The following is a 17,184-nucleotide window of genomic DNA, read 5'->3' as shown; positions in this document are numbered from 1 at the left end:
GAAATTTCCTAGGATGTTCAGGGAGCCGCAGCGCTCAGCTAACGGCAAAAAGCTCGCTGTGATTAACAGTCGCCGTGCCGAATTTCCCCACCACGATGCCTGCAGCACGGTTGGCAATGGGTACGGCGTCACGCAGGCTCAGGCCAGCCGCTGTCATGGTGGCCAGCGTGGCAATCACGGTATCCCCGGCACCGGTGACGTCAAACACTTCTCGGGCCACCGTGGGGACATGCAGTTCGCCCTGCGCATCAAACAGGGTCATGCCTTCCTCACTGCGGGTGACTAGCAAGGCCTGAAGGTTTAGCGCCGAACGCAAATTCTGGGTCTTGGTACGCAATTCGGTTTCACTGCTCCAAGGACCAATGACCTGTTCCAGTTCCGCGCGGTTGGGCGTGATGATGCTGGCATTTCTGTAACGTTCGAAATCCGAACCTTTGGGGTCTACCAACACCACCTTGCCGGCAGCCCGCGCCTGGGAAATCATGGACACGATATGTGCGAGTCCGCCTTTGCCGTAATCAGAAAATAAAACTGCTTGATGCTCAGGGAAAATGGTTTTAAAGGTGGTTGACTGGGATGCCAGCACTTCATGTTCAGGTGTGTTTTCAAAGTCGAGCCGCAGCAATTGCTGCTGACGCCCGATCACGCGTAATTTAACGGTGGTTTTAAGATTTGCATCACGTCCGAAGTAGGGCGTGATGCCGGTTTTCGCCACCAGGTCTTCCAAGGTATGACTTGCTTCGTCTTCGCCCACTACCGTTAACAGGGAAGCCTGCGCCCCCAATGTCACGATGTTGTAGGCTACGTTAGCGGCTGCGCCAATCCGTTCTTCAGTTCGAGTCACGCGCACGACAGGCACGGGCGCTTCGGGCGATATGCGGTCTACAGCACCGTACCAGTAGCGATCCAGCATGGCATCACCCACCACCAGGACACGAGCCGATGCAATTTTTTCAGGGGTAATGGTCGGGTTCATTTTTATGAGATCAACAGCTTTATAACTCTTCAATGCGGCGCACAGGGTAGCTGTCCCAAGCCTGACAGCCGGGGCAATGCCAGAAATGCTGGGTGGCTTCAAAGCCGCAGGCGGCGCAACGGTAGCGCATCAAGGGTTTGGTAGCCTGGTCCATCGCCCGCTGCACCAGCGTGTGGTGATGTTCGTCTTCAAGTTTTTCTCCTGCAATCCACTTGCTGGCCGCCACCAGGGAAATTTCACTCTCCATGTGAGCGACATACCATTTCCGGGCGGACAAGGAGTCTTTTTCAAGCTTGACAATAGCCTCGATCACGTCAATTGACGGAGCTTGGGCATAGCTGGATTCAAGCAGCGCCAGGGCGGTTTGATGCTGACTGATGCTTTGCGCCACGTTGGCCAGCAGGTTCGCAGCCAGTGGCAAGACCTGCGGGGCGACTATGGTGAGCGAGCGCAGTGTCTGAAACGCCTCATGTCCCTGGCCTAGCTGACTCTGGAGCTTGGCCAGGTCAATCAATGGCCTGGCAGCAGCAGGCGCCATGGCAACAGCCTGCAAGAGCAGACCAAGCGCCACGCCGGTATCGCCCGTGGCGATGGACGCATTCGCCTGCTCGCACAAATAATGCGATTGACGCGTACTGAAACTGCCTTGGGTGGAATTTCCAAGCCGGGCAGCAATTTCAGTGGCGTTGGCCCAGTCACGCGAACGCTCGTAGATCGACAGCAGCGCAAGCCGGGCTTCCTCTTCAAACGGTGTGCCTTCCAGCTTGCGAAGTGCCGCCTCGGCACGGTCAAGCAGGCCGGCTTTCAGGAAATCCAGCGCCAGTGCATGCTGGGCGCGCTCGCGTTCGGGCTGGGTCAAGTCGCCACGCGACATCAGATGCTCATGAACCCGAACGGCGCGCTCATATTCGCCGCGGCGTCGAAACAGGTTGCCCAAGGCGAAATGCAATTCGGACGTGTCGGGGTCGTTCTGAACGGCTTCAATGAATGCGTCTATGGCCTGGTCCTGCTGCTCGTTGAGCAGAAAGTTCAGTCCCTTGAAATAGGCCTTGGGTGCCTGACGGTTCTCGATGCGCAGTTGCCTCAGGTCTAACCGGGATGCGAGCCAGCCCAGCGTGAAGGCAATCGGAAATCCGAGCAAAACCCAGGTAAAGTCAAATTCCATGTTGAATCGGGACGGGGTTGTTGTGAGTTTCAGTAGGCAACGCAACCGACGCAGGAGGCAAACCAGCTTTGCCTTTTTTCCACCAGCGCGGCATCATTACAAGAATACCCATTGAAAGACCGCAGGCAAAGGTGGCCAGCACCACGAGCACCAAGGGCGCTTGCCACAAGGTGCCGAAAAAGAAATGCACTGCAACCGTTTGCTGGTTGTTCAGCGCAAAAGCAAAAAGCGTAAAAAAAATGGCTGCCTTGAGCAGCCACATCAGGTATTTCACTGGCAATCCCCGGAGTGGTCTGGCAATTGTAGCCAGCCGATCGAGCGAGAAAGCGCCAAGAATCAACTTGGCGGCGGAACCTTCAGCAATTCTTCCGTTCGGGCATCGACCGATTCACGCAAGGCCTTGCCAGGTTTGAAGTGCGTCACCCGTTTTTCGGGAATTGCCACACTTTCTCCGGATCGAGGATTGCGTCCCATGCGGGGAGGGCGCCGGTTGATGGAAAAACTGCCAAAACCCCTGATTTCAATCCGGTTGCCACGCACCAAGGTGTCAGCCATCGCATCAAGAAGTGTCTTGGTGGCCAGTTCGGCATCACGGTGCGTCAGCTGGCTGAATCGGGCTGCCAGTTCTTCGACTAAATCGCTTCGGGTCATCCGGAATTATCTGGTTGGGACAGAGCACATGGGCGGCAAGCCGCGTCATGTGGACTGTCCCGCAAGATTACTTGGACTCGCTGTTGTCCAGCTTGGCGCGCAGCAGGGCGCCCAGGCTGGTCAGGCCGGCGCTTTCGCGCGACGACTGCTGGCTCAGGGAAGCCATGGCTTCTTGCTGGTCGGCGTTGTCCTTGGCCTTGACCGACAGCTGGATGTTGCGGGTCTTGCGATCCACGTTCACCACAACTGCAGACACTTCGTCGCCTTCTTTCAGCACATTGCGCGCATCTTCAACGCGGTCACGGCTGATTTCGCTGGCGCGCAGGTAGCCAATGATGTCTTCGCCCAGATCGATTTCTGCGCCCTTGGCATCAACGGTCTTGACCTTGCCGGTCACGATCGCGCCCTTGTCGTTGATCGACACGAAGGTGGTGAACGGGTCGGAATCAAGTTGCTTGATGCCCAGGGAGATACGCTCGCGGTCCACATCGACAGCCAGCACGATGGCTTCGACTTCCTGGCCCTTTTTGTAGTTGCGAACAGCGGCTTCGCCGGGCTCGTTCCACGAGAGGTCAGACAGGTGCACCAAGCCGTCGATGCCGGCAGCAAGGCCCACGAATACACCGAAGTCGGTGATCGACTTGATCGGGCCCTTGACGCGGTCGCCGCGCTTGGTTTCCACGGCGAATTCTTGCCATGGGTTGGCCTTGCACTGCTTCATGCCCAAGCTGATACGGCGCTTGTCTTCGTCGATTTCCAGAACCATGACTTCGACTTCGTCGCCCAAGGCAACAAGCTTGCTTGGCGCGACGTTCTTGTTCGTCCAGTCCATCTCTGACACGTGGACCAAGCCTTCGATGCCTGGCTCGAGTTCGACAAATGCGCCGTAGTCGGCAATGTTGGTGATCTTGCCGAACAGGCGAGTGCTTTGCGGGTAGCGGCGGTTCACGCCCATCCATGGGTCGTCGCCCATTTGCTTCAGACCCAGGGACACGCGGTTTTTCTCGGTGTCAAACTTCAGGATCTTGGCAACGATTTCCTGTCCAGCTGTCACCACTTCGCTCGGGTGACGCACGCGGCGCCATGCCATGTCGGTGATGTGCAGCAAGCCGTCAATGCCGCCCAGGTCAACGAACGCACCGTATTCGGTGATGTTCTTAACGATGCCCTTGACAGCAGAACCTTCTTTCAGGGTTTCCATCAGCTTGGCGCGTTCTTCGCCCATGCTGGCTTCGACCACGGCTCGGCGTGACAGCACGACGTTGTTGCGTTTGCGGTCGAGCTTGATGACCTTGAATTCCATGGTCTTGTTCTCATACGGAGACAAGTCCTTGATAGGGCGGGTATCGATCAGCGAGCCAGGCAGGAAGGCGCGGATGCCGTTGACCAGAACAGTCAGGCCGCCCTTGACTTTGCCGCTGGTCTGGCCAGTGACGAATTCGCCGGATTCCAGAGCTTTTTCCAGGCTCATCCACGATGCCAGGCGTTTGGCCTTGTCGCGCGAGAGCAGGGTGTCGCCGTAGCCGTTTTCGACGGAGTCGATGGCAACTGACACAAAGTCGCCGACCTGGACTTCAACTTCGCCCTGGTCGTTCTTGAATTCTTCGAGAGGAATGTAAGCCTCTGACTTGAGGCCAGCGTTCACAACCACGTGGTTGTGATCGATGCGCACTACTTCAGCGGTGATGACTTCACCAGCACGCATTTCAGAGCGTTCGAGTGATTCGTTAAACAGGTCGGCAAAAGATTCAGACATGAATTTCCTAATCCACACAACAGGTTTCCAACAGCGAAATTGCTATTGTTTTTATGACTGCTTGCGGCGGTTTGGTGAGGTTTCGCGGTCAAACGACAGGTTGGACCGCAGGTTGCTTTAGATTTTCCTGCGAACCCTTGCTGCCCATGAAGGGTGTGCGTCGAGGGTTAGAAGGGCCGGGTGCCTTGCCACCAGTCCATGACCAAGTCCAGCGATTGTTCAATCGTCAGGTCGGAATTGTCCAGCAGCAGGGCATTATCAGCAGGTCTTAGCGGTGCGGCTTTGCGGGACATATCCCGTTGGTCGCGCGCTTCCAAATCCTGCTGAATGGCGGCGATTGTAATCGTGTTTCCTTTTGAAATCAATTGCTTGTACCGCCGTTCGGCGCGATGCAAGGCGCTGGCAGTCAGGTAAATCTTTAACGGTGCCTTGGGGAACACGACCGTGCCCATGTCTCTGCCGTCAGCCACCAGGCCGGGCAGTTGCCGGAAACTGCGCTGCAAGTCCAGCAGGGCATCTCGAACCTGCGGATAGGCAGAAACCCGGGAAGCGGCCATGCCGGCGACTTCGGTACGAATTTCTTCTGAAACGTCTTCCTCGGCATCACCGTTGGTCAGAAAAATGCGGTCGCCCTTGAACCGCACCGGCAAGGCGCGGGCGATTTGCGCAATTGCGTCGCCGTCATCGAGTGACAGGCCGGCACGCAATGCTGCGAAAGCGCTCAGGCGGTACAGCGCGCCAGAATCCAGGTAGTGATAGCCCAAGTGATGCGCTGTCAGCGCTGCCAGCGTTCCTTTTCCGGAGGCTGTGGGTCCGTCCAGGCAAATCACGGGAATCTGGTCGTCTTGCGCTTCAGTGACCGAGAACAGTGTTTCAAAGTAGTCTGGAAAAGTCTTGGCAACGCACTTGGGGTCCAGAATCCGGACCGGCAGTTTGGCTGGGTTGAAGGCCGCGAGTGAAAAACACATGGCGATTCGGTGATCGTCGTAGGTATGAATCACCGCAGGATTCCAGGCGCCGGCCTTCCCGGGCGGGGTGATTTTCAAATAATCTGCACCTTCTTCAATGGTGGCGCCAAGCTTTTGCAATTCGCAGGCCATGGCGGCGATGCGGTCGGTTTCTTTGACGCGCCAGCTGCCAATGTTGCGTAAAACCGTAGTTCCTTCAGCATACAGTGCCATCACTGCAAGCGTCATGGCGGCGTCCGGCATATGGTTGCAGTCCATATCCACTGACTTGAGCGGCCATGCACCACGCGACACGTGCAGCGAATTGGCTGTGCTGTCGATTCGGGCGCCCATCACACGCGCCGCCTCGATAAACCGTATATCGCCTTGAATGGAATCGGCGCCTACTCCCAAGATTTTTAAGCCATTTTGACCATTTTCGCTTGCTGCTATTGCACCAAGTGCTATGAAATAACTAGCGGATGAGGCGTCAGCTTCTACATGGATCTCACCGGGCGACTGGTAAACGCTACCGGCCGGAATCGTGAAACGCTGCCAGCCTTCGCGCTTGACCTGAATGCCGAAGCGTTTGAGCAGGTTGAGCGTGATCTCGATGTAAGGCCTCGAAATCAATTCCCCCGTAACTTCGATGCAGATGGCTTGCCTGGCCACCAGCGGCAAGGCCATCAAAAGCGCGGTGAGAAACTGGCTGGAAACGTCTCCCCGAACGCGAATCGTCTGGTCGAGCTTCAATACCCCTTGACTTAGCCTCAAAGGGGGAAAACCCTCGTTCCCCACGTACTCGATGACGCATCCCAGTTGCCTGAGGGCATCGACCAAATCGCCAATAGGCCGTTCGTGCATGCGCGGCACACCCGACAGCTCAAACTCGCCACCGAGCAGCGCCAGTGCGGCTGTCAGTGGACGCATGGCCGTGCCCGCATTGCCCATGAACAGCACGGCTTTGCGCTCGATAAGCTGGCCGCCAAGTCCGCCGATCACAGCGCTCTGGCCGTGTTGCACTACGGTGCAGCCCAGTTGCTTGAGCGCCGTGAGCATCACAGCGGTATCGTCAGAAGCGAGCAAATCATGAACTGTGGTCTGGCCGCGACTCAATGCGGCCAGCAGCAGGACGCGGTTGGAAATGCTTTTGGAGCCAGGCAGGTGAACTTCGCCAGCGGCACACGCCAGCGGCGGAAGATCGAGAAACTCGGTGTCGTACATGAAACAGTGCTTTACTTGGGAACGTTGTGCGAGGAAATACGCCAGTTGGCGCGCGTTTCACTGGCTTGGCCGATAAGCGATTCGAGTGCTTCTGCGTTGCCGCTTGAAATCAGCTGTTCAAGCGATTGCAGGGATTGCTGGAAAATTCTGGACTGTACGAGCAGCTCTTCACGGTTAGCCAGCAGGATGTCGCGCCACATTTCCGGGGCGCTGGCGGCGATGCGGGTGAAGTCACGAAAACCCGGTCCCGCAAGCGCCATGTAGTCTTGGCCATTTGGTTGAGAGGTGATGCCATTGATCATGGCAAAAGCGATCAGGTGCGGAAGGTGGCTGACCGCTGCATATGCTGCGTCGTGAGCTTCGGGTGACATGCGCAGCACCTGGCAACCCAAGGCGGTCCAGACTTCCGTTGCCTTTTGCACTTGTGCACTCGAGCTTTGTTCAATCGGCGTGAGGATGACCTGCTTGCCTGCATAGAGGGACACGTCCGCATGTTCGACTCCGGAGACTTCCTTGCCGGTGATTGGATGGCAGGGAACAAAGGAACCAATCTGCTCACCTAATGCGCGGCGCGCTGCATCCACCACGTCGCGCTTGGTTGAGCCGACATCCATCACCAGGGTAGTGGGTTCAATAAGATGGCGAATGTCCTTGAAAGTGGCTTCCGTGGCCGACACGGGGATGGCCAGCAAGACGATATCTGCACCTGCCACCGCCATAGGCGCTGACGGCGCTTGCACGTCGATCACGCCCATCTGGCGCGCCCGTTCGGTGGTTGTGGGGGATTTGCTATAGCCAACAATGCGCTTGACCAGACCGGCACGTTTGAGCGCCAGCGCGAAGGAACTGCCCATCAGGCCGCAGCCGATGAGGCCTAGTTGCTCGAACATGCCGGGACCCTGATAAGGGGGTGAAAGCATTGCGCGGATCGGCTTTTCTTTAAATTTCGCATCAGTCGGTGACGGGGTAAGTGCCCAGGATTTTGTAAAACGCGCAAAGCTGCTGTAAGTCAGCCAGCGCTGCTTTCACATGCGCCTGGGATCTATGCCCCTGCAGGTCAATATAAAAATAGTATTCCCACTGACCCGAGCGGGCGGGCCGAGATTCAAAGCGTGTCATGGAAACGCCATGGGTTTTCAAAGGCACCAGGATGTCATGCACAGCGCCCGGCTGGTTGGGCACTGAAACGACCAGACTGGTGCAGTCTTTGCCCGATGGGGGTGGGGTCGGAAGCGTCTGCGGCAAACAAACCACCGCAAAACGGGTGCGGTTGAAGGCGTCGTCCTGAATGGCATGTGCTGCCGTGTGCAGTGAAAACTGCGTGGCGGCGCGGGCGCTGGCAATGCCAGCCCAGGCAGGATGGGTGGTGGCCAGGCGCGCGCCTTCGGCATTGCTGGAAGCGGCACGGCGTTCTGCATGGGGCAAATGGGTGGTCAGCCATCCCTGGCATTGGGCCAGGGCCTGCGGGTGGGCAAAGACAACTTCAATACCTTCCAGGGAGTCTGAAAGGCGCAGCAGGTTGTGCCGCACCATCAGACTGATTTCTCCTACGATGTGCAGCGGCGAGTTCAGCAGCAGGTCAAGCGAGCGCGACACGACGCCCTCGGTAGAGTTTTCAACCGGAACCACACCATATTCAGCCGTGCCTGCCGTGGCAGCCCTAAACACCTCATCAAAACTGGTGCAGGGAACGTGTTCAATGCTGGAGCCGAAAAATTGCACGGCTGCTTCTTCACTGAAGGTTCCAACAGGCCCCAGGTAGGCCACCCGCACCGGTGACTCAAGCGCCAGGCAGGCCGACATGATTTCCCGCCAAACGGCGGCAACATGCTCATTTTTAAGCGGACCCTGGTTGGTCTGCTGGATCTTTTCGATGACCTGTGCAACCCGGTCAGGCCTGAAAAAAGGGGTCCCTTCGCGCTTTTTGACTTCTCCGACCTGTTCCGCAACCAGTGCGCGTTGGTTCAGAAGGGTCAGCAGTTGTTTGTCGAGTGCGTCGATCTGGACGCGCAAATCAGCAAGGTTTGCAGTCATGTCAGGCGTGTTTTTGTTCGAATTCTTGGAGATAATTCACCAGTGCCTGAACACCTGCCAATGGCATGGCGTTATAGATACTCGCGCGCATGCCGCCTACGGATTTATGGCCTTTCAGTTGCAGCAGGTCACGTGCTTTTGCACCCGCCAGAAAGGCATCATTGCGTGACTCGTCGCGCAAAAAGAACGGCACGTTCATCCTCGAGCGACAGTCCTTGCTGACCTTGTTGAAGTACAGCTGGGAACTGTCAATGGCGTCATACAGCAGTTGCGCCTTGGCCGCATTGTGCTTTTCAATGGCTTTGATGCCCGTTGCCTTGCCTTCCCTTTGCTGTTTCAGCCACTGAAAGGTCAATCCTGCAATATAGATCGCATAGGTTGGCGGGGTGTTGTACATCGACTCGTTGTCCGCCACAGTCTTGTAATTAAAGGCACTTGGACAAACAGAAAGGGCATGGCCCAACAAGTCTTCGCGCACCACCACCAAGGTCACGCCGGCAGGTCCCAGATTCTTTTGCGCGCCGCCAAAAGCGAGGCCAACCCTGGACCAGTCAACGGGCCGAGAGGCCACATGCGATGAAAAATCAATCACCAAAGGTGCGTCGCTTCCCAGTGCCCTCAGATCTGGCAACTCCTGAAACTCGACCCCATGGATGGTTTCGTTGGTGCAGATGTGCACATAACTGGCATCGCGGCGCAACTGCCAGGTATCCAGCGGCGGCAGGCTGGTAAAGGCGCGGCTTTCCGTTGTGGCAGAAACCTGGACATCGCAATATTTGCGCGCTTCCTTTTGTGACTTGTCGCTCCAGCTACCCGTAACAACAAAATCAGCTGAACCACCGCGCGACAGGTTCAACGGGACGATGGCGTTTTCTGCCAGTCCCCCGCCCTGCATGAAAAGTATTTTGAAATTTTTGGGAACAACCATCAGTTCGCGGAAATCTGCTTCAGCGTTTTCGTAAATCGAAATGAATTCCTTGCCTCGATGACTCATTTCCATCACGCTCATGCCGCTGCCATGCCAGTCGAGCATCTCGGCGGCTGCCTGCTTCAACACAGCTTCTGGCAAATTGGCAGGGCCCGCCGAGAAGTTGAAGGGCCGCGTCATTTCTTGGCAGGCGGGCTGGCCTTGGGTGCTGCGGCAGGTCCACCGACAATTTTCAGCGCTGCTGCATCAAATTGCTTGGCCCGAGCCAGCACATCTGACCGTGAGGCATCAACAAGTTTCTGAACGAACATATTCCCAAGCTCAGGTGAACTGGCCTGATATTTCCTGATGGCGGGTGATTCGAAGAAGGTGGCGATCTGCTGCAGTTCCTCTAGCGTAAAACGCTCGGCATAGGCAGGCACCAGAACATCGGTGCTGACTTTGCTGACCTGCTTGGAAATAAGCTGGTTGGCATCGTCAGAATACTTCTTGAGTTCGGCATTCAGTGCTTCCGACGCTTTTTGCTGGTTGGCCTTGGTCACATTCGTTTCCAGCCGGGGCCCCCAGCTGGCGATCAGTTCCTGCGTAGTACTGCCTGCCAGTTGGGCGATCAGACGGTCAAGTTCCGGCCCTTGCTGAAGCTTAACGACCTTGGCTGCCAATTCGGTCTTGGCATCAATGGTTTGAGCATGCAGGCCCGTGCCAAGGGCAAGGCTTGCAAACGCCAGCGTAGTGATAAGTTTTTTCATCAGTTTTGTTCCGGGTTGACGGCATCGCTGCCTGCGTCGTTTTCAGTATCGGTATCAAGGTTTTCGTCTGTCTCTTCCAGCGCCGCATCATTTTCGACAATGCGCTGGAGGCCGCTGAGTTGGGAGCCTTCATCCAAGCCTATCAGCGTAACACCCTGGGTTGCGCGTCCCATTTCACGAATCTCGCTGACGCGGGTGCGCACCAATACACCCCTGTCGGTGATCAGCATGATTTCATCGTCTGCGTGAACCAGTGTTGCAGCAACGACCCTGCCGTTGCGTTCGCTTTGCTGAATGGCAATCATGCCCTTGGTGCCGCGGCCATGACGGGTGTATTCGGTAATGGAGGTGCGCTTGCCAAAACCGTTTTGGGTGGCTGTCAGCACACTTTGTTCGCCATCCTCTGCAACCAGCATGGCAATGACCCGCTGACCCTCTTCCAGATTCATTCCCCGGACACCTCGTGCATTGCGGCCCATCGGGCGGACATCATTTTCATCAAATCGAACCGCTTTGCCGCCGTCGCTGAACAGCATCACGTCGTGCTTTCCATCTGTCAGGGCAGCGCCGATCAAATAGTCACCTTCGTCCAGCGCCACTGCAATGATGCCGCCCTTGCGCGGGTTGCTGAAGTCATCCAACGGCGTTTTTTTGACCGTTCCCATGGATGTGGACATAAAAACATACTGGTCAGCAGGAAAGCTGCGTTTTTCCCCTGTCAGTGCCAGCACGACGGTAATTTTTTCACCTTCCTGTAGCGGGAACATGTTGACAATCGGCCGGCCACGCGAGCCGCGCGATCCCGCTGGTACTTCCCATACCTTTAGCCAGTAAAGCCGGCCCCTGTCTGAAAAGCAAAGGATGTAATCATGGGTATTGGCAATGAACAACTGGTCAACCCAGTCGTCTTCCTTGGTTGCGGTGGCCAGTTTTCCACGACCGCCACGCTTTTGGGCCCGGTATTCCGAGAGGGGCTGACTCTTGATATAGCCCGTATGCGACAGTGTGACCACCATGTCTGTCGGGGTGATCAGGTCTTCTGTGCTCAGGTCAAACGAACTGTGCTCGATATGGCTGCGCCGCGCGCCTAGCTTGGTCTGACCAAATTCCAGCTTGATGGCGCCCAGTTCTTCGCCAATGATGGTGGAAACCCGCTCCGGCCTGGCCAGGATATCGAGCAGGTCGTCAATCTCGGCCATGACCTCCTTGTATTCAGCAACTATCTTGTCTTGCTCCAGACCCGTCAGTCGCTGAAGCCGCATCTGCAGAATTTCCTGCGTTTGGGTTTCTGACAGACGGTAGAGACCGTCACTCCCCATGCCAAATGACTCTTCAAGTCCGTCAGGACGGTAATCGTCTGCATTGACGATCCCGCCATCGATCCGCGCACGAGTCAGCATTTCACGTACCAAGCTGCTGTCCCAAGTCCGGGTCATCAGTTCTGCTTTCGCCACGGGCGGCGTCGGCGCATTGCGAATGATGGCAATGAACTCGTCGATATTGGCCAGTGCGATGGCCAAGCCTTCCAGTACGTGACCACGGTCGCGTGCCTTGCGCAGTGTGAACACGGTACGGCGTGTCACGACTTCGCGGCGGTGTGAGATGAAGACCTGAATCAGGTCTTTCAGGTTGCACAGTTTGGGTTGGCCATTTATCAATGCCACCATGTTGATGCCGAAAGTATCCTGCAACTGCGTTTGCTTGTACAAATTGTTCAGAACCACTTCAGGCACTTCGCCGCGCTTGAGATCAATGACCAGACGCATCCCAGACTTGTCGCTTTCGTCCTGGATGTGGCTGATTCCCTCAATTTTCTTCTCGTGAACCAATTCGGCCATGCGCTCCTGGAGCGTCTTTTTATTGACCTGATAAGGCAGTTCATCGACGATGATGGACTGACGCTGCCCTTTGTCAATGTCTTCGAAGTGGCATTTCGCACGCATCACAACTCTGCCACGCCCTGTGCGGTAGCCATCCTTGACGCCATTGATGCCATAAATGATTCCGCCGGTTGGGAAGTCCGGTGCAGGAATGATTTCCATCAGCTCATCAATGGACGCTTGCGGATGTTTTAGCAAATGAAGGCAAGCGTCCACCACTTCATTCAGGTTGTGCGGCGGAATATTGGTTGCCATGCCCACGGCAATGCCTCCGGAGCCATTGACCAACAGATTGGGCAGGCGTGTCGGCATGACCAGGGGTTCCTGCTCGCTGCCGTCATAGTTAGGGCCGAAATCAACCGTTTCCTTGTCCAGATCAGCCAGTAGTTCGTGTGCGATCTTGGACAGCCGGATTTCCGTGTAACGCATCGCGGCAGCGCTGTCGCCGTCGACCGAGCCGAAATTGCCTTGTCCATCCACCAACAAATGGCGCAGTGAAAAGTCCTGAGCCATGCGGACAATGGTGTCATAAACCGACTGATCACCGTGTGGGTGGTACTTGCCAATGACGTCGCCAACAATGCGAGCGGACTTCTTGTACGGCCGGTTCCAGTCATTGTTCAACTCATGCATGGCGAACAGCACGCGCCGGTGTACTGGTTTGAGTCCATCACGAGCGTCAGGCAGTGCCCGACCCACGATAACGCTCATCGCATAGTCGAGGTAGCTTCTTCGCATTTCCTCTTCTAGACTGATGGGCAGGGTTTCTTTTGCGAACTGTGTCATTAAAGGCCTGGTTTATGAAGTGTCGAGATTAGAAAGAAAAGTACTTTGATTTTAAGGCGCCAGTTTAAAACGGCTGGTTTGTGGCAGGTCTGCAACATATTTAGAAGAAACGCGGTTCTGTGTCAGACGAAGGCTACAGCGGGCTTGAAGGCCAGAATGTGTGTGGCACAATCAATCCAACTCCTCAGGTGATGGTCACTTGGGGCGTGTAATCTTAATAATCGCAGCAAGTCTGCGGCTTTTCTCTAGAGGAGAATCATGAACAAACTCAACAAAGTGGCAATGTTGTTTGCTTCCGCAGCGCTTGTTACCGCCGCTGGTGCGCAAACAATCGACAACTGGAAAAACGGCAACAACGAATTGGTCTGGAAAAACGGCACCAACGAACTGTGCTGGCGTGACAACTTCTGGACCCCAGCAACTGCTGCTCCAGGTTGCGATGGTGCTATTGTTCCTGTCGTAGCGCCTGCCCCTGTGGTTGTTGCTCCTCCTGTAGCTGCTCCTGCTGCTGTTGTTCCTGTCGCTCCGCCTGCTGCTACCAAGGTCACATACGCTGCCGATGCTTTCTTTGACTTTGACAAGTCGGTGATCAAGCCTGCAGGCAAGGAAAAGCTGGATGATCTGATCGGCAAGATCAAGGACATCAACCTTGAAGTCATCATTGCTGTCGGTCATACCGACTCTGTTGGCAGCGACTCATACAACCAGAAACTGTCGGTTCGCCGCTCAGAAGCTGTCAAAGCTTATCTGGTGTCCAAGGGAATTGAGAAGAACCGCGTTTACACCGAAGGTAAAGGCGAGAAGCAGCCCGTGGCTGACAACAAAACCGCTGAAGGCCGCGCAAAGAATCGTCGCGTAGAAATCGAAGTCGTTGGTACCCGCGCAAACAAATAATCCTTTTTGGATCACCTAAAAAACCGCGCGTCAGCGCGGTTTTTTTATGTCTCAACGATAATGGTTCAATGCCTATAACCAAAAATTTCGATCCAGCCGAATTGGCTAAATTTTCAGACCTTGCCCACCGCTGGTGGGACAAAGAAAGTGAGTTTCGTCCACTACACGAAATCAATCCTTTGAGGCTTGACTGGATTGCAAGTCTTGTTCCTTTGAATGGTCTGCGTGTATTAGATGTGGGTTGCGGTGGCGGGATTCTGGCAGATTCAATGGCACGCAAAGGCGCCAGTGTGCTTGGAATTGACTTGGCAAGCAAGGCATTGAAAGTAGCTCAACTTCACGCGCTTGAGGCTCAGACCCACGGCGTCGAGTACCGAGAAGTCAGTGCCGAAGCACTTGCGGCAGAGCAGCCAGGCACTTTCGATGTAGTCACCTGCATGGAAATGCTTGAGCATGTACCTGATCCAGCAGCAGTAGTAAAAGCCTGTGCAGCTTTGGTCAAACCGACTGGTTACGTGTTTTTTTCGACCATTAATCGAAATGCCAAAGCCTTTCTCTTTGCAATAGTCGGCGCAGAATACGTGCTTAATATGCTGCCTCGTGGCACGCATGAATATTCGAAGTTAATCAAGCCCAGCGATCTTGCCCGCTATTATCGTGCCGCTGATCTTGATTTCGTGCAGACTAAAGGCCTTGAATACAACCCATTGACGCGCCGTTATTGGTTGAGCGCCAATACCAGTGTTAATTATCTTGTGGCTACGCAAAAACCTCAGCATGAATTAAGTCATGCTGAAGGCAAGCGGACAGTGTCATGATAAACAACATAAATGCAATATTGTTTGATTTGGACGGTACGCTGATCGATAGCGCTCCGGACTTGGGTGCAGCAGCTGACAAAATGCGTACCGATAGATCCTTGGAGTCCCTTCCTCTATCGCTGTACCGCCCAATGGCAGGTGCTGGCGCTAGAGGAATGATCGCCATAGCTTTTGGATTGACTCCTCAAGATTCAGCATTCGAGGCTTTGAAAGAAGAGTTCTTGTCGAACTATGAAGTTCGACTGGTAAAAAATACTTATGCATTTGATGGAGTAGCCGAACTGATCGATCAGATTTGTAATTCTGGATTTAAATGGGGTGTAGTTACCAATAAGGCAGCCCGATTTACACTTCCATTGACTGGGGCAATGTCACTTTTCACGACAGCTCAGACAATCATCAGTGGTGATACAACTCCTCATTCAAAGCCGCATCCCGCCCCCTTGCTAGAAGCGGCACGCCAACTTTCCTTGCCCCCTAACCGTTGCGTTTACGTCGGTGATGATAAGCGCGACATCATCGCAGGGCGCGCGGCTGGCATGCCGACAGTAGCTGCTGCTTATGGTTATTTGGGAAACGTAAGCGATACGGAAAGCTGGAATGCTGATTACACGATCACCAAGCCTTTAGAACTTTTAAATTTATTAAAAATGATTTAAGATAGGAAACTTGGGGCTGCATTGGTTTCGACGTGGGTTCGGACGCGGCGTGGTGCATGTCGAGCTGAGTGTGCTCGTAAAACTGATTCAAAAAAACTAACTGCAAACGACGAACGTTTCGCACTCGCAGCTTAATTGCTTGTGAGCTTTACAACAGCAGGCCGATGGGCTGGGCAAGGGGCATTTAGCGCAAGTTAAAGATTCCAGGCTGTAAAGATAATTTTATCGGCTGGCTCTGGGTTGGGTACCTTAACTTGGAGCGAGAAAATAGGGTGCTGGCGTCTTGTATAGCATGCGACTGTGCGATACAGGTGGCAAGACTCAAATCAGACCGCTAAACATGTAGATCTGCCCGAACAAGGCTTGCGGACGGGGGTTCAAATCCCCCCAGCTCCACCATATATCAAATCCAATCGGTCTTCCGGTTGGATTTTTTTTTCGTGTGCCTGCGTGCCTACGGGGGTTCAAGAGGGTTCTTGCGGACTTTGATCTTGCCCCTGAAAAACCCATCCCTTGCCGAGTGGTTCAATCCAAGCAAGGAAAACGCAAATGACGAAAACCTCAAGGGCGCGCTACACGCTCGAATTCAAACAAGAAGCAGTCCGGGTGGTGGAGGTCGGCCAAAGAATCTCGGCGGTGGCGCGCACGCTGGGCATTGTCGATCAGACGCTGTTTAACTGGGTCAAGGCCCATCGGCATGGCAAACTCACGGGATCGGACAGCAAAGCGCCTGTAAGTGCTGAGAAAATGGAAATCAGCCGGCTCAGGGCCGAGCTGGCGCGCGTGAAGATGGAGCGCGATATCCTGGGAAAAGCGACGGCGTACTTCGTAAGAGGGTTGATTTGAAGTACGCCTTTATTCAGCAACGCCGGCATTCCTGGCCGGTTTCGGTGCAGTGCCGCGTATTGCAGGTCAGCGCGGCTGGCTACCACGCGCACCTGGTGCGCCGTGCCAGCGGTGCGCCGAGGCGCCACCTGAGCGACGAGGCGCTGCTGGTGCATATCAAGGCCCTGAACGCCGAGACACGTGCTGCTTACGGCGGGCCGCGCATCTGGCGTGAGTTGGTGGCACGCGGTGTGTCAATGGGCAAAGAGCGGGTGCAAAATCTCATGCAGTTGCACGGCATTCGCGCCAAAGGCAAACGGCGCTTCAAAGTCACCACCGACAGCAATCACAAGTTACCAATCTCGCCAAACCTGCTGAACCGCGAGTTCAGCGTGGCCGAACCCGACAAAGTCGGGGTCGGCGACATCACATATATCGCGACCGATGAGGGCTGGCTGTTTCTGGCCGTGGTGATTGACCTGTTCAGCCGCCAGGTGGTGGGCTGGTCACTGCGCGAGGACATGACGTCGAACATCGTCATCGACGCGCTGCGCATGGCCTGGTTCAAGCGCCACCCGGGCAAGCACGCCGGGGTGCTGTTTCATAGTGACAGTAAGAATATCAGTGCCAGTTGTTCCTGGGCGGTCTGACTCACACAGCGATAGACCAACTGGGGTTGGTGCTGCGAATTGCGCCTGGGTGGCTTGACCCCCACTCTGACTGACCGCCTGTGTCTTTCCCCGGACCTGTCGGCCGCCCAGGAGCATCTTGCAGCGGGGCTTTGCCTCGCTGATGCGTGTCACCCAAGAAGGGCCTGACGGTTTTGTCTCCTTACTGTCCTGTTCCCAGGCATTCGGTCGTGGCCAAGCTGTTTTTTTTGTCTTGTTCA

The 17,184-nt window shown here is 55.3% G+C and carries 14 protein-coding genes, 1 other RNA gene and 1 pseudogene; 5 read left to right on the top strand and 11 right to left on the bottom strand.

Annotation, left to right across the window (positions count from 1 at the left end):
* Positions 1-34 precede the first annotated feature (34 nt).
* The 11 genes from rfaE1 to gyrA all read right to left on the bottom strand — a co-directional run bounded on the left by rfaE1 (position 35) and on the right by gyrA (position 13,096).
* Complete coding sequence (gene rfaE1 / locus H4V98_RS16405) at positions 35-976, bottom strand: D-glycero-beta-D-manno-heptose-7-phosphate kinase (protein WP_196864859.1); 942 nt, start codon at positions 974-976, stop codon at positions 35-37.
* Between the two features lie 19 nt (positions 977-995).
* Positions 996-2,141 (bottom strand): lipopolysaccharide assembly protein LapB, encoded by a 1,146-nt coding sequence (lapB, locus tag H4V98_RS16400; protein WP_196864858.1) that lies wholly within the window; start codon positions 2,139-2,141, stop codon positions 996-998.
* The gene (locus H4V98_RS16395; RefSeq protein WP_196864857.1) at positions 2,131-2,415 is read right to left on the bottom strand and encodes a LapA family protein; all 285 of its coding nucleotides are present in this window, start codon (positions 2,413-2,415) and stop codon (positions 2,131-2,133) included. Before H4V98_RS16395 ends, lapB begins: the two co-directional genes overlap by 11 nt.
* Before the next feature lie 62 nt (positions 2,416-2,477).
* Entirely contained in the window at positions 2,478-2,792 is a 315-nt protein-coding gene (locus H4V98_RS16390; RefSeq protein WP_196864856.1) for an integration host factor subunit beta, read from the bottom strand.
* A gap of 67 nt (positions 2,793-2,859) precedes the next feature.
* Positions 2,860-4,548: a 30S ribosomal protein S1 gene (gene rpsA, locus H4V98_RS16385; RefSeq protein WP_196864855.1), complete on the bottom strand. Its 1,689-nt coding sequence runs from the start codon at positions 4,546-4,548 to the stop codon at positions 2,860-2,862.
* 167 nt (positions 4,549-4,715) lie between these two features.
* Positions 4,716-6,719 carry a bifunctional 3-phosphoshikimate 1-carboxyvinyltransferase/cytidylate kinase gene (locus H4V98_RS16380; protein ID WP_196864854.1) on the bottom strand — a complete coding sequence of 668 codons (2,004 nt, stop codon included), beginning with the start codon at positions 6,717-6,719 and terminating at the stop codon, positions 4,716-4,718.
* An 11-nt stretch (positions 6,720-6,730) separates the two neighbouring features.
* Positions 6,731-7,609, bottom strand: a complete 879-nt coding sequence (locus H4V98_RS16375) for a prephenate dehydrogenase/arogenate dehydrogenase family protein (RefSeq protein ID WP_196864885.1) — start codon at positions 7,607-7,609, stop codon at positions 6,731-6,733.
* A gap of 61 nt (positions 7,610-7,670) precedes the next feature.
* Complete coding sequence (pheA, locus tag H4V98_RS16370) at positions 7,671-8,753, bottom strand: prephenate dehydratase (RefSeq protein WP_196864853.1); 1,083 nt, start codon at positions 8,751-8,753, stop codon at positions 7,671-7,673.
* A gap of 1 nt (position 8,754) precedes the next feature.
* A complete protein-coding gene (gene serC, locus H4V98_RS16365; protein WP_280757716.1) occupies positions 8,755-9,861 on the bottom strand; it encodes a 3-phosphoserine/phosphohydroxythreonine transaminase in 1,107 nt (368 codons plus the stop codon).
* Positions 9,858-10,343 carry a DUF2059 domain-containing protein gene (locus tag H4V98_RS16360; protein ID WP_231374875.1) on the bottom strand — a complete coding sequence of 162 codons (486 nt, stop codon included), beginning with the start codon at positions 10,341-10,343 and terminating at the stop codon, positions 9,858-9,860. Before H4V98_RS16360 ends, serC begins: the two co-directional genes overlap by 4 nt.
* A gap of 86 nt (positions 10,344-10,429) precedes the next feature.
* Complete coding sequence (gene gyrA / locus H4V98_RS16355; RefSeq protein WP_196864850.1) at positions 10,430-13,096, bottom strand: DNA gyrase subunit A; 2,667 nt, start codon at positions 13,094-13,096, stop codon at positions 10,430-10,432.
* Positions 13,097-13,354: 258 nt separating this feature from the next.
* Between gyrA and ompA the strand changes: the two genes are divergently transcribed.
* The 5 genes and pseudogenes from ompA to H4V98_RS16330 all read left to right on the top strand — a co-directional run.
* Entirely contained in the window at positions 13,355-13,990 is a 636-nt protein-coding gene (gene ompA / locus H4V98_RS16350; protein WP_196864849.1) for an outer membrane protein OmpA, read from the top strand.
* 68 nt (positions 13,991-14,058) lie between these two features.
* Entirely contained in the window at positions 14,059-14,808 is a 750-nt protein-coding gene (gene ubiG, locus H4V98_RS16345) for a bifunctional 2-polyprenyl-6-hydroxyphenol methylase/3-demethylubiquinol 3-O-methyltransferase UbiG (protein ID WP_196864848.1), read from the top strand.
* A complete protein-coding gene (locus H4V98_RS16340; protein WP_196864847.1) occupies positions 14,805-15,470 on the top strand; it encodes an HAD-IA family hydrolase in 666 nt (221 codons plus the stop codon). Before ubiG ends, H4V98_RS16340 begins: the two co-directional genes overlap by 4 nt.
* A 12-nt stretch (positions 15,471-15,482) precedes the next feature.
* Positions 15,483-15,869, top strand: a transfer-messenger RNA (tmRNA) gene (ssrA, locus tag H4V98_RS16335).
* Positions 15,870-16,019: 150 nt separating this feature from the next.
* Positions 16,020-16,906, top strand: a pseudogene (locus H4V98_RS16330) (IS3 family transposase); the annotation flags it as partial.
* Positions 16,907-17,184: the final 278 nt, after the last annotated feature.

The organism is Polaromonas sp. CG_23.6 (assembly GCF_029892315.1).
Classification (GTDB): Bacteria; Pseudomonadota; Gammaproteobacteria; order Burkholderiales; family Burkholderiaceae_C; genus Polaromonas.
Note: the sequence above shows the minus strand (reverse complement) of the source record. Positions and strands in the feature narration are given on the sequence as shown.

Excerpts from the sequence above, each read along its gene's own strand:
- rfaE1 (WP_196864859.1), bottom strand. The coding sequence starts at position 976 with ATGAACCCGACCATTACCCCTGAAAAAATTGCATCGGCTCGTGTCCTG.
- lapB (WP_196864858.1), bottom strand. The coding sequence starts at position 2,141 with ATGGAATTTGACTTTACCTGGGTTTTGCTCGGATTTCCGATTGCCTTC.
- H4V98_RS16390 (WP_196864856.1), bottom strand. The coding sequence starts at position 2,792 with ATGACCCGAAGCGATTTAGTCGAAGAACTGGCAGCCCGATTCAGCCAG.
- rpsA (WP_196864855.1), bottom strand. The coding sequence starts at position 4,548 with ATGTCTGAATCTTTTGCCGACCTGTTTAACGAATCACTCGAACGCTCT.
- H4V98_RS16380 (WP_196864854.1), bottom strand. The coding sequence starts at position 6,719 with ATGTACGACACCGAGTTTCTCGATCTTCCGCCGCTGGCGTGTGCCGCT.
- H4V98_RS16375 (WP_196864885.1), bottom strand. The coding sequence starts at position 7,609 with ATGTTCGAGCAACTAGGCCTCATCGGCTGCGGCCTGATGGGCAGTTCC.
- pheA (WP_196864853.1), bottom strand. The coding sequence starts at position 8,753 with ATGACTGCAAACCTTGCTGATTTGCGCGTCCAGATCGACGCACTCGAC.
- serC (WP_280757716.1), bottom strand. The coding sequence starts at position 9,861 with ATGACGCGGCCCTTCAACTTCTCGGCGGGCCCTGCCAATTTGCCAGAA.
- gyrA (WP_196864850.1), bottom strand. The coding sequence starts at position 13,096 with ATGACACAGTTCGCAAAAGAAACCCTGCCCATCAGTCTAGAAGAGGAA.
- ompA (WP_196864849.1), top strand. The coding sequence starts at position 13,355 with ATGAACAAACTCAACAAAGTGGCAATGTTGTTTGCTTCCGCAGCGCTT.
- ubiG (WP_196864848.1), top strand. The coding sequence starts at position 14,059 with ATGCCTATAACCAAAAATTTCGATCCAGCCGAATTGGCTAAATTTTCA.
- H4V98_RS16340 (WP_196864847.1), top strand. The coding sequence starts at position 14,805 with ATGATAAACAACATAAATGCAATATTGTTTGATTTGGACGGTACGCTG.